Below are 23,837 nucleotides of genomic sequence, written 5' to 3' on the forward strand. Positions count from 1 at the left end.
CGAGTACTGACAACCAGGCAGTCATGGCAAGGGAAATCTTCTCGCACGCCGTCTGGATCGCTCGCAGGGGGGTCGGCGCGGCGCGCGCGATCGCCTGGATGGCCCAGCGTGTCGGCCGATGTCCTGACGCTGTGCTGGTATCCGTACCCTGGACCGGGTGAGGAACCGCGCGCGTAGGGCCCCGCGCCGGAGCAAGACGGGGGACGCACTGTGACGACCCCTCCGGTGAAGGTGACCCGAACCAAACAGTTGGCGGCTCGCATCGCGGCCGGAGAGAGTGACCTCGGTCGCACGAGGCGGGTGAGACGGATGTTGCGGGTGCTCGCCGACGCCTATCCGGACGTCTACTGCGAGCTCGACTTCACGACTCCGCTGGAGCTCGCGGTCGCCACGATCCTGTCCGCGCAGTGCACGGACAAGCGGGTCAACGAGGTCACCCCCTCGCTGTTCGCCCGGTACCGGACGGCGGCCGACTACGCCGGCGCCGAGCGTCCCGAGCTGGAGGAGCTGATCCGGCCGACCGGCTTCTACCGCAACAAGGCCGGCTCGCTCATGGGGCTGGGCGCCGCGGTGGAGGAGAAGCACGGCGGGGTGCTGCCGAACACGCTCGACGAGCTGGTGAAGCTGCCCGGCATCGGGCGTAAGACCGCGAACGTGATCCTGGGCAACGCCTTCGACATCCCGGGGATCACCGTCGACACGCACTTCGGGCGTCTGGTGCGGCGGTGGGGGTGGACCGAGGAGGAGGACCCGGTCAAGGTCGAGCACGCGATCGGCGCGCTGGTGCCGAAGCGGGACTGGACGGTCCTGTCCCATCGGGTGATCTTCCACGGCCGTCGGGAGTGCCACGCCAGGAAGCCGGCCTGCGGGGTGTGCCCGCTCGCCGCGGACTGCCCGTCCTTCGGTGCCGGCCCGACTGAGCCCGAGCAGGCCGCGAAGCTGGTCAAGGGCCCGGAGACGGCACACCTGCTGGCCATGGCCGGCTTCCCCGCAGGTCAACAGCCGTGAGTGTTTTGGGCTGTCATGGCAACCCAAAACACTCACGGGTTGTTCGGTGACGTCTCGGACCGGGTTGACCAGGGGCGAGCTGCTCGGGACGGTCGTCCTCGTGGGGCTCGTCGTGGTCGCGGTGCTCGCGTTGTGGCCGTACGGCGGGTCCTCCTCGGAGCCCAGCGCCTCGCCTACCGCCGAGCAGTGGGACGACGCCGCACTCGCACAGTCACGGCGCGAGGCCGCGCTGCCGCCCTGTCCGCGTAGCGCCGGGCTCGCCGCGCCGGGGCCGTTGGTCGGGGTGCGGGTGCCATGCCTGGGTGAGCCGGGGACGGTCGAGCCCGCCGCCGCATTCGTCGGGAAGGACGTGCTGATCAACGTCTGGGCGTCCTGGTGCGCGCCGTGCCGAGGCGAGCTCCCGGTACTGGCCGAGTACGCGCAGCGCCCCGGATCGGTCACAGTGTTGGGTGTGGACTCGAACGACAAGCCCGGCGCCGCGCTCGCGTTGCTCACCGCACTGAAGGTCAAGCTTCCCGTGGTCGGCGATCCGGACAACGCGTTCACCGCCGCGCTGCGGGTACCGCCCGGCCTGCCGGTGAGCTACCTGCTGCGGGCCGACGGCTCGGTCGCCATGGTGACCCCGCCGGTCCCGTTCCGCTCCGCCGACGAGGTCGCCTCGGCGGTCGAACGGCTCAGGCCGGTGAGCCGGTGAACCCGTGCTCGTCGGATACCTACCCCCGCCTCCGGCCGGAGGCGGCACCGAGCTGGCTGGTCCCGGTGCTGCGTGCCACTCGGGACGCCGACGCGGCGTCGATGAGCGTGCACGACCTGCCACCCCCGGAGACCGTCGGACGCCGGGCCGCCGTGCTGGTGCTGTTCGGCGAGACCGAGGCCGGACCCGACCTGCTGTTGCAGGAACGCGCCGCGAGCCTGCGGGACCACGCCGGTCAGGTGTCGTTCCCCGGCGGCGCGACCGAGCAGACCGACCGCGACCCGGTGCACACCGCGCTGCGTGAGGCCGCCGAGGAAACCGGGCTGCGGCCCGAGGGTGTCGTCCCTCTCGTGGTGCTGCCCGAGCTGTACATTCCCCCGTCGGGCTTCTGCGTGACACCGGTACTGGCACACTGGCCCGATCCTGTGGCGGTGTCCCCGGTCGATCCCGGTGAGACGGCCAGGGTGGTGCGGGTTCCGGTGGCCGAACTGGCCGACCCGGCGAACCGCTTCCTGATTCGGCATTCATCGGGCTTCGTCAGCCCGGCGTTCGAGGTGGCGGGGATGGTGGTGTGGGGATTCACCGGTGGTCTGGTGGACGCGCTGCTGCGGATGGGCGGCTGGGAACGCCCGTGGACCGGCGCCGAGCTCGATCTGGACAGCGCGCTGGCCTCGGCCCGGCGACGGCACAGCGTTGCGGGACCGGACGCGTGAGTGAGGACGCCCGATGAGCTGGGTTGATGTCTTCGTACTGCTGCTCGCGGTGCTGGCCGGTGTGTCCGGCTGGCGTCACGGTCTCGCGGTCGCGTTGCTGTCGTTCGTCGGTGTGCTCGGCGGCGCGATCATCGGGGTGAAGCTCGCGCCGTTGATCGCGCAGAGCGTCGAGGCGCCCACCGCCAGGGTGATGGTCAGCATCGGCATCGTCGTGCTGCTGGTGGCGCTCGGCGAGACCACCGGTGTGTTCTTCGGCCGGCGGATCCGCGATCGCATCACCGGCGAGCAGAGCCTGCGCATCGACTCCACCCTCGGCTCGATCCTGCAGGCGATCACCGTGGTGCTGGCTGCCTGGCTGGTCGCTGTGCCGCTGGCCTCGGCGAGCTTCCCCGGGCTGTCCGCCGGCATCCGTAGCTCGAAGGTCCTGGCCGGGGTCGACTCGATGGTCAGCACGGTGTTCCCCTCGGCCGGCCAGCTGCCCTCGCAGCTGCGCGCGCTGCTCGACTCCTCCGGCTTCCCCGCCGTGCTCAGCCCGTTCGCCCAGACCCCGATCACCGAGGTCGGACCGCCGAACACCGCGCTGGCCAGCAGCCCCGCCATCCAGGACGCGGCGAGCAGCGTGCTGAAGATTCGCGGGAAGGCGACGCGGTGTTCCCGGGCGCTGGAAGGCACCGGGTTCGTGATCGCTCCCGAGCGGGTCGTGACGAACGCGCACGTCGTCGCGGGGACCGCGGAGGTCGCCGTCGAGGTGCCCGGCCGAGGCGGCAAGTCGCGGCTGAAGAACGCGAAGGTCGTCGAGTACGACCCCGAGGTAGACGTGGCGGTGCTCGACGTGCCGGGCCTCGACATCGATCCGCTGAAGTTCGCCTCGCGCACCGCCGCGGTGGCGGCCGACGCGGTCGTGCTCGGCTACCCGCTGGACGGGCCGTTCAAGGCGACACCGGCGCGGATCCGCGACCAGATCGACCTGCGTGGCCCCGACATCTATACGTCCAAGACCGTGGTCCGCGACGTGTACACGGTCCGCGCGGTGGTGCGTTCGGGCAACTCCGGCGGACCGCTGATGGCCCCGGACGGCACCGTCTACGGCATGGTGTTCGGCGCGGCGACCGACGACCAGGAGACCGGCTACGTCCTGACCGCGCAGCAGGTCCTGCCGATCATCCAGAAGGCGGCGAACCGCAGCACCTCGACGTCGACCGGCGCCTGCGCGGCCTGATCACCAGCGCGGCCTGATCACCAGCGCGGCGCCGGTTCGGAGCGGACCGGGATGACCGCGATGGCGAGCAGTGGCGCGAGCGCGGCGACGGCGAAACCGGTCGCGTAGTTGGAGCCGCCGATGACGGCGCCGAGCGTGACCGGAGCCAGCGCGGACAGCACGTTCTGCCCGGTGTTCTGCACCCCCAGCGCACGACCGGACCAGGCTGGGCCGGCGATCTCGGCGGTCGCGGTGTACCCGAGGCCGTTGTCGGCGACGGTGATGACCGCGCCCAGGGCGAGCGCCGCCGGGGCCAGCCAGGCGAGCCACGGCGCGGTGACGGCGTCGCCGAGCGCGAACATCAGCAGGACCAGCATGGCGAGTACGGCCAGCTGACGCATCGGCCGCAACCGGGACCGGACGCGGTCGGACCACCAGCCGGAGCCGATGCGGCCACCGGCTCCGGCGAGCTGGGCGACGGCGGCGAACGTCCCGGCCGCCGCGATGCTCCAGTGCCGCTCGTGGACCAGATATTCGTAGGTGAACGCGGCGACCGCGAACTGCGGGACCACGAGCAGCGCGCTGGAGGCGTGCACCCGGAACAACAGTGGCTCGTGGTACGGCGAGCGGGGCCGTGCGTCGCCGGCCTTGCGGGGTGCCCGGGGCGGGTCCGGCGCGAACGCGGCGATCAGGATCGCGGACAGCAGGCACAGCGTGCCGGGCAGCACCATCGCGGGGAACGGCCCGAGGTGGTGGGCCAGCGTGGGCAGCGTCAGGCCGGCGATGCCGACGCCGAGGGGCTGCGCGGTCTGCCGGATGCCCATCGCCAGTCCGCGCTCGGTGGTCGGGAACCAGCCCATCACCATCCGGCCGCTCGCCGCGTTGACCGAGGCACCGCCCGCGCCGCCGATGGCCAGCAGCACGAGCAGCAGCCACGTCGGCGGATGCTGCGACTGGTGGGTCAGTCCGACCAGTGCCCCGATGCCGATGCTGGCCACCGCCATGCCGGAGGCCATCACGACCCGCTCGCCCCAGCGGTCGGCGGCGGCACCCCAGGCGATGAGCGTGCACAGCAGGCCCACGGTCGGCGCCGCCACGTACACGCCGACCTGCGCCAGCGACAGCCCGAGCGTGTCACGCAGCGTCGGGACCAGGAACGGCACGCCGTAGATGAACGCGCTCGCCGCCGACTGCGCGAGCACGCCGATGGCGAGGATGACCCAGCGCCTGCGGGACAGGGGCTGGGTGGCGGTCTGGCTCGGCTGCGCCGCTGTGGCCATGCGTGGCGTCCTCCTGGTTCCTCCGGATGTTCTTAGCGTAACGAACAGTTCCAAGGCTTAGGAGTGCAATCCCATTATGTGGACGTGAGCTCCAGCTCGGCGATCGTGGCCTCCAGCCAGGCACGGTCCGCGCGGCTGGTCGCGGCGGCGAGCGTGAGCATGGCCCGGCGGAACCGGTCGGCCATGTCGGCGGCACGCAGCGGGGCGCCGTCCCGGTAGAAGTAGCTCGCCGGCCGGTTCATGAACTCCAGACGGCGACGCAGCACCCGGGCCTGGTCGGCCGGGTCGGGGAGCCGGCCGAGGAAGGCCAGCAGCGTCAGGAACGAGTTGCGGTCGGTGATCTCCACGTCCGCCGGATCGCGGAGCCTGCGTTGGAACTCGGCGCGGCCCGCGTCGGTCAACGAGAGCACCTGTCGAGGGGCGGCGCCACGTCCCGGCTCCTCGTGACGCGTCAGGTAGCCGTCCTTGCGCAGCCGGGTCAGTGCCGGGTACAGGGCGCCGTCGCTCACCGGGCGGATGTGCCCTGACAGGCCGGACAGCCGCACGCGCAGCTCGTAGGCGTGCAGTGGTTCCTCGTCGAGGAAACCCAGAATGCTCAAGGTCAACATTTTCTGCCTCCCCGCGCACCGTAACGAGGCGCCTGGAATACCGCTGACTCGGATCGTGTTACCTCTAATCGAGACACTCGATTAGAGGTAGTTAGAGAGGATCTGCGATGACGACCTTCGTTCTGGTTCCCGGCGGATGGCACGGGGCCTGGGCCATCCAAGCCCTGGTCAGAGAGCTGCGCGGTCGCGGCCACGAGGCGTTCCCGGTGACGCTCACCGGCGTCGGCGAGCGCAGGCACCTCGCGTCGGCCTCGGTCAACCTCGACACCCACATCCAGGACGTCCTGGCCGTGCTGGAGACGGAGGAGATCACCGACGCGGTGCTGGTCGGCCACAGCTACGCCGGGATGGTCATCACCGGCGTCGCGGATCGTGCCCCGTCACGCATCAGCAGGCTCGTCTACAGCGATGCGTACGTGCCGGCCGACGGCCAGTCCTGCTTCGAGCTGACCAACGACGTCTTCCGGCAGGTGTTCCTGCAGGTCGGCGCCGACGGGTACTCGGTTCCCGCACCGGCGGGCACCGCGCCCAGGGCGACACCTCATCCGCTCGCGTCCTTCATGCAGCCGATCCGGCTGACCGAGGCGCCGGACAACATCCCGGCCAGGGACTACCTTTACCTGTCCGACTGGGCGGACACCCCGTTCACGCCGTTCTACGAGCGGTTCCGCGACGACCCGGCCTGGCGGGTGCACGTCGTGGCCGCACAGCACAACATGCCGACGGTCATGCCGGAGCTGATGGCCGACGTCCTGACCGGCGAGGCGCCGGCCAGGTGAGTAGCCGTGAAAACACCGTCGGCAGACGCCGGGACTCGGTACCGTGGTGATCTGCGGGATCGGGGGGAACGGTGTCCACAGAGGACGGGACGGGCAGCACGGTCGTCGGCATCGCCGAGTCACGGTGGGGCGTGCGGCTCGAGCCTGAGCTGCAGCGGTTCCGTGAACCCGGTTGGTCCTACGAACGATGCGTCGAGCGTCGATGTCCCACCTGCTCCGGTGAGCTGCACACCATGCGCAGGCCGTACGAGAGCGCCGGCAAGCAGTACCGGTACGTCGCGATCGTGTGCCCGGCGTGCCCCGCCGCCTTCGACCTGGCCGGACTCGGGCTCAAGAAATACGACCACCTGCTCAAGCCGGCCACCACCGGCGGAACCCGGACCCGGCCGAAACCGGGTGTGACCGGCGACGGCGCCGGGCGCCCGTTGCTGCACTGGGTCAAGACGACCGATCCGGCCATGCGGGTTCCGCGCCAGCCTCCGGGTACCGACGCGAGGGTGATCCTGCCGTCGGGAAGCGAGTTCGACGCGCTGCGGACGTCCCTGGCCGACGCTGGTGTCGCGTACCGGCAGGTGCGGCACTGGCTGGAGGACGAGACGATCACGACCGTCGGTGCCCGGGGTCGTCCCGTCCCGTTGCGGGCATCGGCCGGCCGTGACATCGCGACCGGGACCGCGGCCACCTCGGCACGGGACGCGTTCGAGATGATCTGGGACGCGCACGGCGATGCGCTCGCCACCGACTGGACGCCGGTCGAGGCGGCCACGCTCGTGCCGGCCGAGTGGGTGCCGTACCTGCCCTATCCGGGGCTGAACCCGCTGCAGGTCCAGGCCGCGTCCGAGATCGTCGAGCAGGACGGTCACGTGATCGTCACCGCGCCGACCGGTTCGGGCAAGACCGTGATCGGCATGCTCGCCGCGATCAAGGCGCTGCTCGGTCAGGGCCGCAAGGTCGCGTGGCTGGTCCCCCAGCGTTCGCTCACCGATGAGCTCGACCGTGAGCTGGCGTCCTGGCGGGAGCAGGGGGTGCGGGTGGAGCGTCTCTCCGGGGAGCATGCCACCGACATGCGGAAGATCCGTGAGGCGAACGTGTGGGTCGCCACGACGGAGAAGTTCGAGGCGCTCTGCCGGACCGCGTCCCTGACCACGGCGCTGGCCGAGGTGGCGTGTCTCGTGGTCGACGAGATCCATCTCCTCGGCGACCCGGCCCGAGGGCCGTTGCTGGAGGCGCTGCTCGCCAGGGTGGCGGGCAGCGACTCGCGGGTCCGGATCGTCGGGCTGTCCGCCACCGTGTCGAACGCGGCCGAGATCGCCGGCTGGCTTGGCGCGAGGCTGGTGACCAGCGGGTGGCGGCCGAGCAGGCTGACCTGGCAGCTCCTGACGATCCCGGACGGTGCCGATCATCGCGCCCAGCAGCTCGCCAGAACCGAGACCGCGGTCGCCGTCGCCGATCGGATCGTCGACGACGGCGGCAGCGTGCTGGTGTTCTGCGGGAGCAAACGTGCGGTCCGCGCCACCGCGCTGGCGGTCGCCGCCGCACGGGGCGCGAACACCCGGGGGGTGAGTCCCGATGATCTCGCGCGCCTGGAGAAGGTCTGCTCCGGCGCACGGGTCGGCATCCACTACAAGGACTGGGACCACAAGGCCGCCGCCGAACGCGGCTTCCGCACCCGCGACCTCGACGTCCTGGTCGCAACGACCACCGTCGCCGCCGGGGTGAACCTGCCGGCCCGCGCGGTGGTCGTGCAGGACACCCAGCTGGGCATCACGACCATGGGGGTGGCGACCGTCCAGCAGATGTTCGGCCGCGCCGGTCGGATCGGCGCGGGGGAGACCGAAGGCTGGGGTTACCTGATCACCACGCGAGGTGACCGGAGCGGCTGGCAGCAGGACCTCGTCGACGGCTACGTCGTGCGCTCCCGCCTCGACGAGACGCTGCCCGACCATCTTCTCGCGGAGACGGCTCAGGGCCGGATGAACACCGTCACCGAGGCCGAGAACTGGTGGGTGCGCACCCTGGCCAACCATAAGGGCACCCGCGACCTGGAGCCCGTGCACGCGGCGGTCCAGACCCTCCTCGACGGTGGTTTCCTCGCCGCGACGACGCACGAGGACGGTTCGAGCCGGTTCGCGGTCACCGAGCTGGGACGGTTGACGACCCGCCTGATGGTCGGTGTGCAGACCGGGATCCGGCTGCGCACCCACCTCGCCGCACAGCCGGCGCCGAGCACGGCCGAGGACGCCGAGTCGCTGCTCATCCGCGCTGTCGCCACGCAGGTGCCGCAGTTCAGCGAGCTGGTGATCGGGGAGGAACACCGGCAGCAGGTGACGCGGCTGCTCCGCGCGCAGGGCCACGTCGACCGTCTGAGCTCCGAGCTGTCGACGGCCGGCTCGGTACTCGCACCCGGTGATCTTGCCCAGGTGACGTTCCTGCTCGTCGCCAACACACCTCGGGCCTGTGCCGGGCGACCACGGACGATCGCCGGACTGCCGTACTCGGTGCTGTTCTCGATTCTGAGCGAGGCGCCGCACTACTTCGCCTGGCTGGCGGAGCAGGGCGGGCTCGCCACGGTGCAGCCGTGGGTCGCGGTCGTCGCCGCCGACCTGGGCCGTCGGATCCGATGGCGGGTGACGGCCCCGCCGCGTGGTGCCGGGCGGCTGCTCTGGATATGTGAGCAGATGGCCACCCGCGAGCACGCCGATCGGCTCGTGCCTCAGCTGTTCGGCGCCGCACGCAGGGCGGAGATCACGAGTCCCGACTGGCCGGTGGGTGCGCCGCCGCGCGCCTGTCAGCTGACCGAGCCGCTGTACCGGGCGTTGCTGGCCGACCGGGCCGCCGCGGTCGACGACGCCGGTGAACCGGTGGTGTTCGGACGGCGAGGTGACTACCGCTCGCGTGGCTGGCTGGCGAGCTACAACGAGATCGCCCGGTGAGGTCAGCCGCGTAGGAAGTCGCTGATCACCCGGCTGGTCGCGTGTGAGGCCTCCTGGTGCGGGAAGTGCCCGACCTCGGGGAGTACGTGCCAGCGGTGCTCGTCGGCCACCCACCGGGCCGACTCCCGCGCGGTGTGTTCCAGCAGGGTCGGATCGTCCGCGCCGTGAATCTGCAGGACCGGGAGGTCCAGTGGGCGGGACATGGCGTGGGCGAACCGACGCCCGTCCGGACGTCCCTGCGACCGCACCGCCCACCGGTAGTACTCCAGCGCGCTGTGCGGGACGCCGGTGATCAGCATGGCCGCGCGGTTGCGGCGCACCACCTCGTCGAACTCCGGCGTGCTCCGCCAGCCCGCGCCCGACCAGGACCGCAGCAGCCGCTCCACGCGGGCCGCGTCGTGACGCCGCAACGAACGTTCCGGGAGCAGCGGCACCTGGAAACCCAGTGCGTAACGGGCGGTGGCACGGCCCTGTCCGGCGGGGTCGCGCCATACCGCGCGGCGCAGGGCCAACGGGTGCGCGGCGTTCAGCACCACGAGCGAGCGCACCAGCCGGGGATGCAGCGCGGCCAACGCCCAGGCGATCAGCCCGCCCCAGCCGTGCCCGACGACCGTCGCGTCCCGGGCCCCGAGCGCCCTGATCAGCCCGGCGAGGTCACCGGACAGGGTCCACAGGTCGTAGCCGCGCGGCGGTTTGTCCGAGTCGCCGTAGCCGCGCAGATCGACCGCGACCACCCGGAACCCGGCGTCGGCCAGCGCGACCAGCTGATGTCGCCAGGACCACCAGAACTCAGGGAACCCGTGCGCGAGAACGACGAGCGGGCCCTCGCCGCACTCGGCGACGTGCAGCTGGATGCCGTTCGCGGACACCGCGCGGTGCCGCCACGGACCGGGAATCCGTACCGAGGACGGATCCGGCGCCGCGCTCACCTGCGCAGCGCGGCCGCGGTGCCCTTCACACTGGCGATGGTCCGCTCCGGCGCGCGAATCTTCTTCACCTTGAGGTATCCGAGGAACCCGAGCAGACCGGCGACGAGTGCCATCACGCCGAACACGATCAGGAACGACGCCCACCGCTCGAGCCACAGGCTCAGCAGCTCGGCGACGAAGAAAAAGAAGAAGAACGTGCTGAACAGAATGATCGTCAGCGCGGCGATGAAGAAGACGCTGCCGGTGAGGCCCTTCTTGACCTCGGAGGTGAGCTCGGCCTTGGCCAGCTCCATCTCGCCCTTGATGAGCGTCGAGATGTGCCGGGAGGCCTCACCGACCAGGCCGCCGATCGACGCGTCATCCGGGTTGGCCACCTCGGGGGACAGCGGGATGGACGGCAATACCGGCGGAACCTCGGTTCCGCCGCTGCTTCGGGTCGGGCTGGCCACCTCGGTGTCCTTCCTGCCGGTGTCGCGCACTAACTCATCAGCGAAGATCGCCGCGAAGATCGTGGGGCCATCGTGCCACGGCGGCGCCCGCAACGTGCGGTCAGCACCCTCCTCGGGCGTTTCAGGCCCGCTGGGCGGCCCGGTGCGCCCGGCCGCGCAGCACCAGTAATGCGGCTCCGAGCAGCGACGCGACGGCCGAGCTGAGCAGCACGGCGGCTTTCACCCGTTCGACGGCCTCCGCGTGCTGTCCCATCGACAGCTCGGCGAGCAACAGGCTGATCGTGAAGCCGACACCACCGAGCATCGACACGGCGAGCATGTCCCACCACCCCAGCCCGGCGGGGCGGACGGCGGGCGTCAACGTCACGGCGAGCACGCAGGCCCCGAAGATTCCGACGAGCTTGCCGACGAGTAGCCCCAGGATCACTCCCCAGGACACGGCGTCGCCGAAGACGCCGTGCAGCGCCGCGCCGCCGAGCGGCACGCCCGCGGCGAACAGGGCGAACAGCGGCACGCACAGACCGGCCGACCATGGCTGGAGGCGGTGTTCGAGTCGCAGCAGTGGCGCGGCGGTCTCACCGGGGTCGGCCCGCACCCTGGTGAGCAGCCCCAGCGCCACACCGGCGACCGTGGCGTGGATCCCGGCCTGGTGCACCGCGGCCCAGGTGAGCAGCGCGATCGGCACGTACAGCAGCGGCGTGGTGACCCGGCGGCGCTGCAGCCACCAGTACAGGAGACACAGCACGACGGCGGCCAGTACGGCGAGCAGGTGCACGCGGTCGGTGAACAGCCCCGCGATCAGCGCGATCGCGCCGAGGTCGTCCACCACCGCCAGACCGAGCAGGAACACTCTGGCCGTCGCGGGCAGTGAGGTCCCGGCCAACGCCAGGACACCGAGCGCGAAGGCGATGTCGGTGGCCACCGGGATCGCCCAGGCGCGCTCGGCGCCCGGCGTCCCGTGCGAGACGACCAGCGCGATCGCCGCCGGTACCACCATGCCGCCCAGCGCGGCGGCCACCGGGAGCACCGCGCGCCGTACACCGGCAAGCTCACCGATGACCAGCTCGCGCTTGAGCTCCAGGCCCGCGACGAAGAAGAACACCGCGAGCAGCCCGTCGGTCGCCCACTGCGCGACCGTCAGGTTCAGGTGCAGCGCCTGGGGGCCGAGCGTGAAGTCACGCAGCGCCCGGTAGCTGCCGCCGACCGGCGAGTTCGCCCAGATCAGCGCGATGGCGGTGGCGACGAGCAGCACCATGCCGCCGACGGTCTCGGTGCGCAGATAGCGCGCGAACTCACCGGCGGGATGCGCCACCGCGCGGCGGGCGATACGGAACAGACGTGGCACGGGCAGCTCCAGGGGTCGGCGACAAAGCCGCCGACCAGCCTTCCCGGCACACCAAGGTCCATCTTACCCGCTCACCACCCGCAACACCCGTGAGTGGCGAGTGGTCCTATAGGACCACTCGCCACTCACGGCCTCTGACCTGCGGGTTCAGCTCTGTACGTGGGCGGGGTCAGACCGTTTTCAGCAGGCCGGCGTCGACGATGTAGTCGGCGCCCGTCGTGCTGGCCGCGCGGGGGGAGGCGAGCAGCGCCACCACGTCGGCGATCTCCTGAGGCTCGCCGAGACGGCCGGTCGTCAGGTTCATCATCTGCGCGCCCGTCCCGTCCAGCACCGCGTCGCGCTCCATGCCGACCTTCGCGGCGAACACCTCCGCCGCGCCACCCGCGTCGGTCCACCACGGCGTGCGGACCGGTCCCGGGGTCACCGTGTTCACCCGGATACCGCGCGGCCCGAACTCGTCGGACAGTGCCTTGCCGAGGTTGGTCATCGCGGCCTTCGCCGCGCCGTAGTCGACGTTGACCGCCGACGGTTGGCGTGCGTGGGTCGACGAGATGTTGATGATCGAACCGCCGCCCCTGGCCAGCATCGCCGGGATCGCCGCCCGCACCGCGCGGACGGTCGAGAACAGGTTGAACTCGAACACCGACCGCCAGTTCTCGTCATCGAGATCGAAGAAGGAGAACGTGGGCATGGTGATCCCGGGCGGCGGCCCGCCCGCGTTGTTGACCAGGATGTCGAGGCCGCCGAACGTGTCCACCGCGGCCCGCACCACAGAGCCGGGAGCGTCCGGGTCCATCAGGTCGACCGGCACGTGGATCAGGTCGTCCCCGACCAGCTCGGCCAGCTCGGGGCTGAGCTTCCGGGACGCCGCGACCACCCGGGCGCCCTCGGCGCGCAACGTGGCGGCGATGGCCAGCCCGATCCCCTTCGAGGCGCCCGTGACCACCGCGACGCGGCCGGACAGTTGTAGATCCATGCTGGTCTCCCTGGCTGTGTCCCGCCGCCGGGCAGTTTCCGGGCGGCACCGGGAGAACACCGGTGGCCGTGGACCGGTTGCGTGGCACCAGTTGATCCCGCACCGCGCACCGCGCAGTCACGCCGCGCACCGTGTGGTCACACCGCGCTATGTGCACATAGCGCGGTGTGGACTTACGGTGCGCGGTGTCGGCTGCCCACCAGCGCGGACCACGGAACAAATGATCTAGTCATCGGGACGGCCGCGCAGACGTTTGATCTCGCTGCGCCTGCCCTTGGCGTCGAGACGGCGCTGTCGTGCACGTTTCGACGGTTTCGTGGGTCGCCGCTTCGGCGGGTCCGGCGTCATGGCCGTGGTCAGCAGCGCGGCCAGCCGGTCGCGCGCCGCCTCCCGGTTACGCAGCTGTGAACGATGCTCGGCGGCGACGACGGTCAGCACACCGTCGACCAGCCGGGACCGCAACCGGCGGGCCAGCCGCTCGCGCGCCGTGTCCGGCACCGACGGCGAGCGGGCGAGGTCCACCGACAGCTCGACCCGGGAGTCCGTGGTGTTGACACCCTGCCCGCCAGGACCGGACGACCGGGAGAAGCGCCAGCGCAGCTCCCGGTCCGGCAGCAGGAACGGCTCGGGGCCGGACACCGCGATGCCCCTGTCGGCATCGCCGTGTCCGGCCCCGGAACTGTCGGCGGTGGTACTCAGTCCTCGCCCTTGCCTTCCTTCAGACCGCTCGAGATCAGGTCCATCACGGTCGAGTCGGCCAGCGTGGTCACGTCACCGACCTCGCGGTTCTCCGCCACGTCCCGCAGCAACCGACGCATGATCTTGCCGGAGCGGGTCTTGGGCAGCTCGTCCACCACCATGATCTGGCGCGGCTTTGCGATCGGACCGATCTGCTTGGACACGTGGTCGCGCAGCGACTTGATCGCGTCCTCGCCCTTCGCCTCGTCCTTGGCCGCGTTGCCGCGCAGAATCACGAACGCGACGATGCCCTGCCCGGTGGTCGGGTCCGAAGCACCGACGACCGCGGCCTCGGCGACCGTCGGGTGCGACACCAGCGCGGACTCCACCTCGGTCGTCGAGATGTTGTGCCCGGAGACCAACATGATGTCGTCCACCCGGCCCAGCATCCAGATCGCGCCGTCGTCGTCGTACTTCGCGCCATCGCCCGCGAAGTAGTAACCCTGCTTGGCGAAGCGCGACCAGTAGGTCTCCTTGAACCGCTCCTCGTCGCCCCACACGGTGCGCAGCATCGACGGCCACGGCTGGTCCAGCACCAGGAAACCGCCCTGGCCGTTGCCGACCGGGGTGCCCTCGTCGTTCACGATCTTCGCCGAGATACCGGGCAGCGGACGCATCGCCGAACCGGGCTTCGCCTCCGTCACACCGGGCAGCGGCGCGATCATGATGGACCCGGTCTCGGTCTGCCACCAGGTGTCCACGATCGGGCAACGGTCGCCGCCCACGTGCTCCCGGTACCACATCCAGGCCTCGGGGTTGATCGGCTCGCCGACGCTGCCGAGGACCCGCAGGCTGGACAGGTCGAACTTCTCCGGGATCTCCTGGCCCCACTTCATGAAGGTCCGGATCAGCGTCGGGGCGGTGTAGTAGATCGACACCCCGTACTTCTGGACGATCTCCCAGTGCCTGCCCTCGTGCGGGGTGTTCGGCGTGCCCTCGTACATGACCGAGGTAGCGCGGTTGGCCAGCGGTCCGTAGACGATGTACGAGTGCCCGGTGACCCAGCCGATGTCGGCGGTGCACCAGTAGACGTCGGTCTCCGGCTTGAGGTCGAAGACGTTGCGGTGCGTGTACGCGGTCTGGGTCAGGTAGCCGCCGGAGGTGTGCACGACACCCTTGGGCTTACCGGTGGTCCCGGACGTGTACAGGATGAACAGCGGGTGCTCCGAGTCGAACGCCTCGGGCGTGTGCTCGTCGGACTGACGCTCGACCAGGTCGTGCCACCAGAGGTCGCGGCCCTCGGTCATCGGCACGTCTTCCTCGGTGCGCCGCACCACGATGACGTGCTCGACGCTGGGCGTGTCGGTCAGCGCCTCGTCGATGTTCACCTTCATCGGCGCGGGCTTGCCCCTGCGGAACTGCCCGTCGGAGGTGATCACCAGCTTCGCCTCGGCGTCCTGCACCCGGGACCGCAGCGCGCCGGGGGAGAACCCGCCGAACACCACGCTGTGCAGCGCGCCGAGCCGCGCGCAGGCCAGCATCGAGATGGCGGCTTCCGGGATCATCGGCAGCTGGATCGCGACCCGGTCACCGGCCGCGACGCCCAGCTCGGTCAGCGCGTTCGCCGCCTTGCACACCTCGGCCTTGAGATCGGCGTAGGTGATCGTGCGGGTGTCGCCCGGCTCACCCTCCCAGTGGAAGGCGACCTGGTCGCCGTGGCCGTCCTCGACATGCCGGTCGACGCAGTTGTAGGCGACGTTCAGCTTGCCGCCGATGAACCACTTCGCGAAGGGGGCGTTGTCCCAGTCCAGGACCTGGTCCCAGCGCTGTTCCCAGTGCAGTTCATCGGCTTGCTCGGCCCAGAACGCTTCACGGTCGGCGTCCGCGTGGCCGTACATGTCCTCGGTCGCGTTCGCCTGCGCGGCAAACTCTGCGCTCGGCGGGAAGCTGCGGCTCTCGGTGGAGAGATTGCTCAGGGTTTCGCTGGCGTCGGTCACGCCGTGACCTCCTGTTTCCGGTGCTGGTGTCGGTGCGGTGAGAGAAGCGCAAGTCAAGGACGACAGACTGTCGACCGTAGTCCAGTTGGCACGTCAAGACAGAGTGGGCTGAAAACGCGCACCGGGCCGGGGTCCGTCCGGAACCGCCGGTCGGAGCGGATGGCAGTATCACGACGTGGTTGCAGCCGTCGATCCCCTCGCCCCGCTCATCGATCTTCCCGGAGTGGCCGACGCGGTGGCCCGGGCCAGGGAAGCGGTGGCCAAGGCTCACGCCCATCCCACCAACCGGCGCGGCTGGCCGGCGACGGCGGCCGAGGCGAGCGTGCGTGCCGCGCGCGCCTCGGCGGCACTGGACGGCGGCTCGGCGTCGCTGCCCGACGACGGCGTCGTGTCCGACCCGATCCTGGCCGGGGCGGTGCGGGTCTCGGAGCAGCTCGGACGGTTGCTGCCGGTCTGGCGGCAGGCCCCGTTGCAGGCGATCGCGCGGCTGCACATGCTCGCCGCGACCGACCTGGTGCCCAAGGCGGAACGCGATGACGTGCTCGGCAGGCCGCGCACGTCGCCGGGGGTGTCGCGGCGGCTCGACCTGCTCGCGCACGTGATCGGGGAGAGCAAGGTGCCGGCCCCGGTGCTCGTCGCGGTGGTGCACGGCGAGCTGCTGGCGGTCGGGCCGTTCTCCGAGGGCAACGGCGTGGTGGCGCGGGCCGCCGCCCGGCTGGCCGCGGTCAGCAGCGGTCTCGATCCGAAGGGGCTCGCCGTACCCGAGGTCGGGCACCTGCGTAAGACCACCGAGTACCGGGAGACGGCCGCCGCGTTCGCCGGCGGTGGCGAAGAGGGGCTCGGCCGCTGGCTGTTGCACTGCTGCGCGGCGTGGGAGCTGGGCGGACGTGAGGCGGAGTCGATCGCGGAGTCCGCTTCCTGAAGCCACGCCCTTGCCTTGCCTGGAGTCATTGCACATGAGTCGGGCGGCGCCTCCGCTGGGGAAGCGCCGCCCGAACCGCATGAGCTGCCGGGGTCCAGGCGTGCACTACGTGTCGTGCTCTTGGCCTCGGCGTCCGGCGTCCCAGTACGCAGGCCCACGACGACATGCCTCCCGCGGCGTGCTGTGCGTGGAGTGCCCGGTGCTCATACCCGGAGCCCTGGTCGGGGGAGACGGTGCTTCTCTTCCGCATCGCCCCTGGCCTTCCAGGAGTCCGTGGGTTCATTCCTAGTCGGTGGTGGCGGTCACAGCAAGAGTCATCCGCTTGTGCACCGTTACAGACACTCTGCGTGCTTGAAATCGGGGATCCGACTGGCGAGTAGCCGTCCATTCGGAGTCTTGATACTCGGACGTTACCCAGTTACTGCAGTGAGTGATGGGGTCGATGGGGTGGTGGGTTCGCGTGTGCCGGTACGGAGACGTGCCGGGCGGCCCGCCAGCCGGGTAGCGAGCAGTACCGCCGCGAACCCGGCGACACTCAGTGCAACCGCCACCGGCGCCTGTCCGGGCAACAACGAGCGCACCCGGGAGCTCATGCGGGTGCGCAACGGGATCGGTGCCACGAAGTTGAGTACCGGCCAGCCGCGGCTCACCGCGATCCTGCGCAGCGCGCGATCCGGATTGACCGCGTACGGGTGTCCGACGACCTCGAGCAGCGGGAGATCGGTGATCGAGTCGGAGTAGGCGTAGCTGTGCTCGAGCCGGTAACCGTGCTCGGCGGCCATCCGCCGTGCGGCGTCGGCCTTGCCCTCTCCGTAGCAGTAGAAATCGATCTCCCCGGTGTACCGGCCGTCGGCGACGGCCATGCGCGTCGCCGCGGCGCGCACCGCACCCAGCGCTTCGGCTATCGGCGCGACCATCTCCTCACCGGACGCGGACACCACGACCACCTCATGGCCCCGCTCGCGGTGGCTATCGATGAGTGCGGACGCTTCCGCATAGATCATCGGTGACAAGATCTCGGGAAGGCTTTGTTCAATGACGGCCCGGACTTCGGCGACGTCCCAACCGGCACACAGAGCGCTGATGCGACTACGCATTCGTTCCATGAAATCGGCATCCGCGCCGGCAACCATGAGGAGTAACTGCGCGTAGCCACTTCGCAACAGTGCGCGTCGCCCGATCAGCCCACGGTCGCGCAGTGGGCCACTGAATGCGAGAGTGCTCGAGCCGGCGATGATCGTTTTGTCGAGGTCGAAGAACGCCGCGACGGGAAACGCCTCCCGACCAGCGCAATTGACCTCACCGCTCGGCAGGTTGGTCCTACCAGCGGGGGAGGTGGCATGCAGTGGGTCCTGGCGGTCGGGCACAGCTCGAGCATAGAGCGCCGACACGCATTCGCGGCCCGTGACGCGAGGGCTCGCCGCCGCTGAGGGTGTCCGATATTCGGTGGCAAGATTTCGGGCACGTTTCCGGAAAGGGCGCTAGAGTACAGAGGTCCGGTGTTGCCGGATAGGTTCAGCTCGACCCCCCGGGGCTGAACCGCCCGACGGCCCCCGCCTTCCCCCCTGGCGGGGGTCGTCTCTATTTCCGGCCTTTGCCGAGCATGCCCTAACAAAAGGGCAATCCGGGTTTGTATCGTGCTCCTACCTAATCGGCTTGATTGTATGCCGTATGCCGGTAGTGCGTCGGTTATATATCGCTCGCCGCACGGGCCGCCGCGTCTTCGAAGCCCCGCCGGTGCCGCGCGGGCGCTGTTCAGCCCACGCCCGGCAACCCACGCCCGCGAGAAGGGTCCACCGGTGCCCGCGCGCTCGCCCGCGAGGGGGCCCCCTTGAATCCAGAGTCGCACAACGCACCGACAGTTCCGCCGGCCCCGCCGCCGCGGGGGCCGAGTTATCCACAATCGGCCGATTCGACGGGTTCCAGACCCGGGTTGTCCACAAGTTGATCAATACCGATTTCTTCTCGCTCGCCTCGAGGTCATCGTGAGTCACCGGGCGCACCTGCCAACCGGTGCCCGAGCCCACATCGACCGAGAGGACACCGCGATGACACCGCCGAGAGCTCTGGTGCTGATCACCGACGACGAGCTACTGGACGACGTCCTGCGGCTCGCGGCGGCCGCTGGCTGCGAGCTGCACCGTGTCCCCGACGCCTCGGCGGCCCGGCTGCACTGGACATCCGCGCCGTTGGTGCTGCTCGACGAGAAGGCCGCGAGTGACTGCGCGCGGGCGGGTCTGCCGCGCAGACCACGAGTGGTCGCGGTCAATCGAGGTGAACCTCCCGGTGGGCTCTGGCAACACGCGGTCGCGATTGGTGCCGAGCAGGTGGTCGCTCTCCCGGACGGGGAGGAGTGGTTGGTCTCCGCGCTCGCCGATGCCGCCGAAGGCATCGCCAACCGGGGCCGGGTGCTCGCGGTGGTCGGGGGCCAGGGCGGCGCCGGCGCGTCGGTGCTGGCCACCGCGGTCGCCGTCGCCGGTGTCGCGGACGGTGAGCGGGTCATGCTCGTCGACTGTGATCACCTGGGCGGCGGCGTGGACCTGTTGCTCGGTGCCGAGGACGTGCAGGGCCTGCGCTGGCCGGATCTCACCCTGTCCGAGGGGCGGGTACCCGCGTCCTCGTTGCGCGCGGCCCTGCCTTCTCCCGCGATCGGCTCCGGTGCGGGCGAGCTGAGCGTCCTGTCGTGTGACCGGCAGGGGAGCGGGCCGCGGCCCGGTGCGGTTGCCTCGGTCCTGGACGCGGGTCGGCGGGCCGGTGAGACGGTCATCTGCGACCTTCCTCGGTATCCGACGCCGGCGGCGCTGGCCGCGTTGGACGGCGCCGATCTCGCGGTCCTGGTGGTCCCCGCGACGGTGCGTTCCACCGCTGCGGCCGCGCGGGTCGCCGCGGTGCTGCGGCCGCGCGGAGCACCGCTGCGGCTGGTCGTGCGTGGCCCGTCGCCCGGTGGCATCGATGCGCGAGACGTCGCGGCGGCCCTCGGCCTGCCGTTGCTGCACGCGATGCGGCCGCAGCCGGGGCTTGCTCGCTCGCTCGATCGTGGACTCCCGCCCGGACGCGGCCGGGGGCCACTGGCGATGGCGGCCAGGGCGGTGCTCGAGGAGCTGTACAGCCAGGTCGGTGTCCCGACGCCCGCCGAGGTACCGGCATGACCGCGGTGCTGAACACTCTGTCGCTGGTCGACCGGGTGCGGGTGCGGCTGGCGAGCACCGGTGGTGAGATCACCCCGCCGGTCGTGGCCGCCGCGGTCAGGGCCGAGGCAGGCGGGGTCGTGTCCCACGTGGAGGTACTGGCCGCATTGCGGTTGCTCCACCAGGAGTTCAGTGGCGCGGGCCTGCTCGACCCGTTGCTGCGTGACCCGGCCACCACGGACGTCTTGGTCACCGCTCCGGACGCGGTGTGGGTGGACCGGGGCCACGGCCTGGTCCGCACAGCCGTGCGGTTCTCGGACGAGGCGGCCGTCCGCAGGCTGGCGCAACGCCTCGCGCTGGCGGCCGGCCGTCGCCTCGACGACGCGAGCCCGTACGTCGACGCGCTACTACCCGACAGTCGCGTTCGGCTGCACGCGGTGCTCGCGCCGATCGCGGCCGACGGCACCTGCCTGTCACTGCGCACGCTGCGGCCCGCCATGCACGACCTCGCGGCCCTGCGTGAGCTCGGTGCCGTCGACGAGGACGGCTGGCATCTGCTGCGTGCCGTCGTCGAGGCACGGCTGGCCTTCCTGATCGCGGGCGGTACCTCGTCCGGCAAGACGACACTCCTGTCCGCGCTCATCGGCTGTGTCCCGTCGAGTGAGCGTGTCGTCTGTGTCGAGGACGCCGAGGAGCTGCGGCCCGCGCATCCACACGTCGTCCGGTTGGTGGCGCGGCCGCCCAACATCGAGGGAGCCGGTGAGGTCGTGCTGCGCGACCTGGTGCGCCAGGCGCTGCGGATGCGCCCGGACCGGCTGATCGTCGGCGAGGTACGCGGTGCCGAAGTGTGCGATCTCCTGGCCGCGCTGAACACCGGTCACGAGGGTGGAGCGGGCACGGTCCACGCGAACTCCACGAGGGAGGTGCCCGCCCGGCTGGAGGCGCTCGCATCCCTCGGCGGCATGTCGCGGATGGCGCTGCACAGCCAGCTGGCGGCGGCGGTTCAGGTCGTGCTGCACGTGGCCAAGGGGTCCGACGGGGTGCGCAGGCTGGAAGCGGTCGCGTCGTTGAGCCGTACCGGCGGCGAGGTGGAAGCGGTGCCGGTCTGGGAACGGCGAGGCGGCTGGACCACCGATCGTGGGTTGCTCGACGACCTGCTGTGTGACCGAGGGGTGCGGCCCCGATGGTGACGTCGTTCGCCGCGCAGCTGGCGGCCCCAGGATGGGCTCCGTCGACAGGGCGGCGCCCCTGGAACGAGATCCACCTGGTGGCTTTCGCCGCCGCCGCGCTCTGGTCGTGGCCGGACATCGGCGCCACACGATTGGCGAGATTGTTCCCGCGACCGACGGGCGGCGCGGTCCTTGCCGCCCCGCGACGGATTCTGGCGAGGGTGCTGCGCGGTCCCCGGAGGGCCGTCGCCCTCGTCGTGCTCGCCGGGCTTGTCGGCGCATCGGTTGCCGGCGTCGGGGGTGCGGTTGCGTTGGCGATGGTCACCGGCTTGGGAGCGCACCGGTGGCAGAACGCCGCAACGGCCAGGCGTCACGGTGCGCAGCGCGCCGCGTTGTTGGACGCAATCGGTCTGATGGCCACCGAGCTCAGGGCCGGTGCCCACCCGGCGGCGGCCGCCGTCACCGCTGCCGAAGCGATCACCACGGCCGGACCCGGTGCCGCATCGGGAATGCTCGGCTCCTTGCGGGCGGATGCCGCCCGTGGCGGTGGTGGTGCGGCGCACCGGGTGCTTGTGTCGGTGGCCGCCGGTGCTCGGCTTGGCGCCGAGGTGCCCGCCCTGTTCGAGAGGCATGCGCAGGCAGAGCCCGCGATCGCCGACGAGCTGCGACGGGTGGCGGCCGCCTGGGCGTTGGCGGAACGGCACGGAGTCGCGTTGGCGGAGCTGATGGATGCCGTGCGCTCCGATCTCGATTCTTCGGCGCGGTTGTCCGGCCAGATCAAGGCGCAGCTCGCGGGCCCACGCTCCACAGCGGGTGTACTCGCCGGCCTGCCGCTGGTGGGAGTGCTGCTGGGCCAGGCCATGGGAGCCGATCCCTGGGCCGTTCTGACCGGTACGCCGGTCGGGCAGGTGCTACTCGTGGTCGGTGTCGGGCTCGGTTGCGCGGGAGTGGCATGGAGTAGCCGGATCACCGCGCGGGCGGTGATCCGGTGATGTCCCTGTTGCTCGCCTCGTTCGCGCTGCTGGTCGTGCCGTCACATCCACCGGCGCGTGCGCGGTTGCATCGCCTGTTCCGACTCGGCGAGACCGCCACACCCGCGCCTCGTTCGGTGTGGTTCCTGTCCGCTGTCGCGGGCGGCGCGGTCGCGCTGCTGACCGCCTCGGTCATCGGTGGCACCCAGGGGCTGGTTCCCGCGGTGCTGGCCGGTGCCGGAGCCACGCTCGGCTTCCGGCGGTTGCTCCGCGCCACGTCCGAGCCGGAGCTCGACCCGCTGCGGCTCGCCGGTGGCTGGGACCTGCTCGCGGCCTGTCTGCGCTCGGGCCTCCCGGTGCCGGTCGCGGTCCGGGCGATCGCCGACCACCTGCCGCGCGAGGTCGCTGCCGAACTGCGGGTCATCGCCGATCGCCTCGCGCTCGGTGCTGATCCCCGGACGGCGTGGGAGGTCCGCGAGACCTCGCCGGTGCACAAGCTTGCCCGCGCCGCCCGACGCTCGGCACACAGCGGGGCGGGCCTCGCCGGGGTGGCGGTCTCGATCGCCGCCGAGGTACGTGCGAGCGCCCAGGACCTCGCCTCGGCGCGTGGCCAGCGCGCCGGAGTGCTGATCACAGGCCCCCTCGGCCTGTGCTTCCTTCCGGCCTTCCTCGCCCTCGGAGTGGTCCCGGTGGTGATCGGTCTGGCGAGTGGATTGGCAGTGACGTGGTGAGAAGTGAGCAACACACGACAAGGAGGAACAGTCATGAATCAACTGATCGCGGGTATCGGCTCCCGGCTCCGGGGCGCGCTGAACGGCGACGACGGAATGTCCACGGCGGAATACGCCATCGGTACGGTCGCCGCGGCCGCTTTCGCCGCGGTTCTCTACGGGGTGGTCAGCGGAGATTCCATCGTCTCGGCACTGACCGCGTTGGTGCAGCGTGCGCTCACCGCGAGTTTCTGATGCCGAGGCGACCGTCGGTGGCCCGAACGGCGTTCTGCGTGGCGACCGGGGGATGGTCACCGTGGAGGCCGCGCTCGCACTGTGCTCGCTGATGGTGGTGCTGGCACTGGCGGTCGGCGCCGTGGCCGCGGCAGCGGCGCAGGTGCGTTGCCTCGACGCCGCCAGGGAAGCGGCGCGCCTGGTGGCCAGGGGTGAGCCGGATCGTGCGCGGCAGGTGGCCGCGTCGATCGCACCGGGTGGCGCCCGGGTCGAGGTGCGGGTGGTCGGCGACGAGATCGCGGTGGACGTCTCAGCCGAGCTCGTCGGCCGGCTCCGCGGCCTGACGGTCACCGGCCGGGCGGCCGGTGTGCTCGAGCCGGGCCTGCTGGGCGGTGCCGGATGAATCTCGGTGAGCGCCAGGTCTGTGGCCCGCCGGAGCCAGACGACAGCGAAGGAGGTGTGGCGACGGTGTGGGCGGCCGCCGCGATCGGGGTGCTCATGTTGATCATGATGTTCGGGGTGGGGCTCGGTCTGGCCATCGGTGGCAGACACCGCGCCGAGGCGGCGGCCGACCTCGCCGCCCTGGCCGCCGCGGCGCATGCGCTCGACGGAGAGGAGGCCGCCTGCGCCTATGCCGATCGGGTGGTGGCGGCGATGGACGGGCGGCTGCGGTCCTGTCACCTCGACGGCTGGCAGGTGTCGGTCGAGGTCGAGACGAGAACCTGGCTCCCGCTCATCCCCGGCGGCAACTCGTACGGAAGGGCCCGAGCCGGCCCGGTCGACGGTTAGCGGGTCTACAGGCAGTGTGCGCCCGGCAACAGCACAGCATCCCTTACGCCGGTAGCCCACCGACCACTTTTGCACCGCTGCGCAGAGCTTCATGTCGTATCGCAGACGCTGCAGCGTCTGCGACACGACAGCAGGGTCTGCGAGGTCGCCGGAGAACAGCGCCTGACGGCGGCGAGCGGCATGATCGTCCGGCTGAGTGGGCGATCGACAGCCGCGGGACATTTGGGGTATCCGCTCACCCGCCGGCAGTTCGATCAGTCACGTTCATCGTGGCCACGGCACCGATCGGCGACGTGGACTGGTAATCGGCGACCCACACCGGCTTAG

General features: G+C 71.0%; 23 protein-coding genes. 14 read left to right on the forward strand and 9 right to left on the reverse strand.

Annotated features, from left to right (window positions below; translation table 11 throughout):
• Positions 1 to 309: 309 nt before the first annotated feature.
• From nth to G406_RS0112835, 4 genes are read left to right on the forward strand one after another with little or no spacing between them, the layout of a single operon-like run.
• Positions 310 to 1,008: an endonuclease III gene (nth, locus tag G406_RS0112820; RefSeq protein WP_084216028.1), complete on the forward strand. Its 699-nt coding sequence runs from the start codon at positions 310 to 312 to the stop codon at positions 1,006 to 1,008.
• Positions 1,009 to 1,054: 46 nt separating this feature from the next.
• Positions 1,055 to 1,702 (forward strand): TlpA family protein disulfide reductase, encoded by a 648-nt coding sequence (locus tag G406_RS0112825; protein ID WP_211241127.1) that lies wholly within the window; start codon positions 1,055 to 1,057, stop codon positions 1,700 to 1,702.
• The gene (locus G406_RS0112830; RefSeq protein WP_028934148.1) at positions 1,699 to 2,415 is read left to right on the forward strand and encodes an NUDIX hydrolase; all 717 of its coding nucleotides are present in this window, start codon (positions 1,699 to 1,701) and stop codon (positions 2,413 to 2,415) included. The genes G406_RS0112825 and G406_RS0112830 overlap by 4 nt, the downstream gene beginning before the upstream one ends.
• A gap of 13 nt (positions 2,416 to 2,428) precedes the next feature.
• Positions 2,429 to 3,634, forward strand: coding sequence for a MarP family serine protease (locus G406_RS0112835; RefSeq protein WP_028934149.1), 1,206 nt, complete (start codon positions 2,429 to 2,431; stop codon positions 3,632 to 3,634).
• 17 nt (positions 3,635 to 3,651) lie between these two features.
• Here G406_RS0112835 and G406_RS0112840 read toward each other — a convergent pair whose 3' ends face one another.
• Together G406_RS0112840 and G406_RS0112845 are read right to left on the reverse strand one after the other, a co-directional pair.
• The gene (locus G406_RS0112840) at positions 3,652 to 4,893 is read right to left on the reverse strand and encodes an MFS transporter (RefSeq protein WP_037076315.1); all 1,242 of its coding nucleotides are present in this window, start codon (positions 4,891 to 4,893) and stop codon (positions 3,652 to 3,654) included.
• 74 nt (positions 4,894 to 4,967) lie between these two features.
• Positions 4,968 to 5,501, reverse strand: coding sequence for a PadR family transcriptional regulator (locus G406_RS0112845; protein WP_028934151.1), 534 nt, complete (start codon positions 5,499 to 5,501; stop codon positions 4,968 to 4,970).
• Between the two features lie 107 nt (positions 5,502 to 5,608).
• Between G406_RS0112845 and G406_RS0112850 the strand changes: the two genes are divergently transcribed.
• On the forward strand, positions 5,609 to 6,280 hold the full coding sequence (locus G406_RS0112850; RefSeq protein WP_028934152.1) for an alpha/beta hydrolase: 672 nt from the start codon (positions 5,609 to 5,611) through the stop codon (positions 6,278 to 6,280).
• A 71-nt stretch (positions 6,281 to 6,351) separates the two neighbouring features.
• The gene (locus G406_RS0112855; protein WP_028934153.1) at positions 6,352 to 9,213 is read left to right on the forward strand and encodes a DEAD/DEAH box helicase; all 2,862 of its coding nucleotides are present in this window, start codon (positions 6,352 to 6,354) and stop codon (positions 9,211 to 9,213) included.
• A gap of 2 nt (positions 9,214 to 9,215) precedes the next feature.
• Here the strand turns inward: G406_RS0112855 and G406_RS0112860 are convergent, their stop codons facing one another.
• From G406_RS0112860 to acs, 6 genes are all read right to left on the reverse strand, one after another.
• On the reverse strand, positions 9,216 to 10,142 hold the full coding sequence (locus G406_RS0112860) for an alpha/beta fold hydrolase (RefSeq protein ID WP_028934154.1): 927 nt from the start codon (positions 10,140 to 10,142) through the stop codon (positions 9,216 to 9,218).
• Positions 10,139 to 10,591, reverse strand: coding sequence for a phage holin family protein (locus G406_RS46540; protein WP_037076402.1), 453 nt, complete (start codon positions 10,589 to 10,591; stop codon positions 10,139 to 10,141). The genes G406_RS0112860 and G406_RS46540 overlap by 4 nt, the downstream gene beginning before the upstream one ends.
• A 121-nt stretch (positions 10,592 to 10,712) precedes the next feature.
• Positions 10,713 to 11,936 carry a Na+/H+ antiporter NhaA gene (gene nhaA / locus G406_RS0112870; protein WP_425414587.1) on the reverse strand — a complete coding sequence of 408 codons (1,224 nt, stop codon included), beginning with the start codon at positions 11,934 to 11,936 and terminating at the stop codon, positions 10,713 to 10,715.
• A gap of 169 nt (positions 11,937 to 12,105) precedes the next feature.
• Entirely contained in the window at positions 12,106 to 12,912 is an 807-nt protein-coding gene (locus tag G406_RS0112875) for an SDR family NAD(P)-dependent oxidoreductase (RefSeq protein WP_028934156.1), read from the reverse strand.
• A 225-nt stretch (positions 12,913 to 13,137) separates the two neighbouring features.
• Positions 13,138 to 13,551: an alternative ribosome rescue aminoacyl-tRNA hydrolase ArfB gene (gene arfB / locus G406_RS0112880; RefSeq protein ID WP_037076318.1), complete on the reverse strand. Its 414-nt coding sequence runs from the start codon at positions 13,549 to 13,551 to the stop codon at positions 13,138 to 13,140.
• Between the two features lie 56 nt (positions 13,552 to 13,607).
• Complete coding sequence (gene acs, locus G406_RS0112885; RefSeq protein ID WP_028934158.1) at positions 13,608 to 15,587, reverse strand: acetate--CoA ligase; 1,980 nt, start codon at positions 15,585 to 15,587, stop codon at positions 13,608 to 13,610.
• A gap of 175 nt (positions 15,588 to 15,762) precedes the next feature.
• Between acs and G406_RS0112890 the strand changes: the two genes are divergently transcribed.
• The gene (locus G406_RS0112890; protein WP_028934159.1) at positions 15,763 to 16,509 is read left to right on the forward strand and encodes a hypothetical protein; all 747 of its coding nucleotides are present in this window, start codon (positions 15,763 to 15,765) and stop codon (positions 16,507 to 16,509) included.
• Positions 16,510 to 16,919: 410 nt separating this feature from the next.
• Here the strand turns inward: G406_RS0112890 and G406_RS46545 are convergent, their stop codons facing one another.
• Positions 16,920 to 17,822 (reverse strand): HAD family hydrolase, encoded by a 903-nt coding sequence (locus tag G406_RS46545; protein ID WP_051342029.1) that lies wholly within the window; start codon positions 17,820 to 17,822, stop codon positions 16,920 to 16,922.
• 735 nt (positions 17,823 to 18,557) lie between these two features.
• On the opposite strand from G406_RS46545, the gene ssd reads away from it, so the two are divergent.
• From ssd to G406_RS0112930, 7 genes are read left to right on the forward strand one after another with little or no spacing between them, the layout of a single operon-like run.
• Positions 18,558 to 19,658: a septum site-determining protein Ssd gene (gene ssd, locus G406_RS46550; protein WP_037076405.1), complete on the forward strand. Its 1,101-nt coding sequence runs from the start codon at positions 18,558 to 18,560 to the stop codon at positions 19,656 to 19,658.
• Positions 19,655 to 20,827, forward strand: coding sequence for a TadA family conjugal transfer-associated ATPase (locus G406_RS0112905; RefSeq protein ID WP_037076320.1), 1,173 nt, complete (start codon positions 19,655 to 19,657; stop codon positions 20,825 to 20,827). The genes ssd and G406_RS0112905 overlap by 4 nt, the downstream gene beginning before the upstream one ends.
• On the forward strand, positions 20,821 to 21,798 hold the full coding sequence (locus G406_RS0112910) for a type II secretion system F family protein (RefSeq protein WP_051342008.1): 978 nt from the start codon (positions 20,821 to 20,823) through the stop codon (positions 21,796 to 21,798). Before G406_RS0112905 ends, G406_RS0112910 begins: the two co-directional genes overlap by 7 nt.
• Positions 21,798 to 22,508, forward strand: coding sequence for a type II secretion system F family protein (locus G406_RS0112915; protein ID WP_084216015.1), 711 nt, complete (start codon positions 21,798 to 21,800; stop codon positions 22,506 to 22,508). Before G406_RS0112910 ends, G406_RS0112915 begins: the two co-directional genes overlap by 1 nt.
• Before the next feature lie 33 nt (positions 22,509 to 22,541).
• A complete protein-coding gene (locus G406_RS0112920) occupies positions 22,542 to 22,742 on the forward strand; it encodes a DUF4244 domain-containing protein (protein WP_028934163.1) in 201 nt (66 codons plus the stop codon).
• On the forward strand, positions 22,720 to 23,124 hold the full coding sequence (locus G406_RS0112925) for a TadE family type IV pilus minor pilin (protein WP_245607098.1): 405 nt from the start codon (positions 22,720 to 22,722) through the stop codon (positions 23,122 to 23,124). Before G406_RS0112920 ends, G406_RS0112925 begins: the two co-directional genes overlap by 23 nt.
• The gene (locus G406_RS0112930) at positions 23,121 to 23,510 is read left to right on the forward strand and encodes an Rv3654c family TadE-like protein (RefSeq protein WP_064742912.1); all 390 of its coding nucleotides are present in this window, start codon (positions 23,121 to 23,123) and stop codon (positions 23,508 to 23,510) included. The genes G406_RS0112925 and G406_RS0112930 overlap by 4 nt, the downstream gene beginning before the upstream one ends.
• Positions 23,511 to 23,837: the final 327 nt, after the last annotated feature.

The sequence above is a fragment of the Actinospineispora spinosispora DSM 44797 genome, assembly GCF_000429025.1.
GTDB lineage: Bacteria > Actinomycetota > Actinomycetes > Mycobacteriales > Pseudonocardiaceae > Pseudonocardia > Pseudonocardia spinosispora.

Bases quoted from the DNA above. Each gene is read 5' to 3' on its own strand.
- G406_RS0112875 (WP_028934156.1), bottom strand. From the start codon at position 12,912: ATGGATCTACAACTGTCCGGCCGCGTCGCGGTGGTCACGGGCGCCTCG.
- G406_RS0112835 (WP_028934149.1), top strand. From the start codon at position 2,429: ATGAGCTGGGTTGATGTCTTCGTACTGCTGCTCGCGGTGCTGGCCGGT.
- G406_RS0112910 (WP_051342008.1), top strand. From the start codon at position 20,821: ATGGTGACGTCGTTCGCCGCGCAGCTGGCGGCCCCAGGATGGGCTCCG.
- nth (WP_084216028.1), top strand. From the start codon at position 310: ATGTTGCGGGTGCTCGCCGACGCCTATCCGGACGTCTACTGCGAGCTC.
- G406_RS0112840 (WP_037076315.1), bottom strand. From the start codon at position 4,893: ATGGCCACAGCGGCGCAGCCGAGCCAGACCGCCACCCAGCCCCTGTCC.
- ssd (WP_037076405.1), top strand. From the start codon at position 18,558: ATGACACCGCCGAGAGCTCTGGTGCTGATCACCGACGACGAGCTACTG.
- G406_RS0112920 (WP_028934163.1), top strand. From the start codon at position 22,542: ATGAATCAACTGATCGCGGGTATCGGCTCCCGGCTCCGGGGCGCGCTG.
- G406_RS0112845 (WP_028934151.1), bottom strand. From the start codon at position 5,501: ATGTTGACCTTGAGCATTCTGGGTTTCCTCGACGAGGAACCACTGCAC.
- G406_RS0112905 (WP_037076320.1), top strand. From the start codon at position 19,655: ATGACCGCGGTGCTGAACACTCTGTCGCTGGTCGACCGGGTGCGGGTG.
- G406_RS0112930 (WP_064742912.1), top strand. From the start codon at position 23,121: ATGAATCTCGGTGAGCGCCAGGTCTGTGGCCCGCCGGAGCCAGACGAC.
- G406_RS0112850 (WP_028934152.1), top strand. From the start codon at position 5,609: ATGACGACCTTCGTTCTGGTTCCCGGCGGATGGCACGGGGCCTGGGCC.
- G406_RS0112915 (WP_084216015.1), top strand. From the start codon at position 21,798: ATGTCCCTGTTGCTCGCCTCGTTCGCGCTGCTGGTCGTGCCGTCACAT.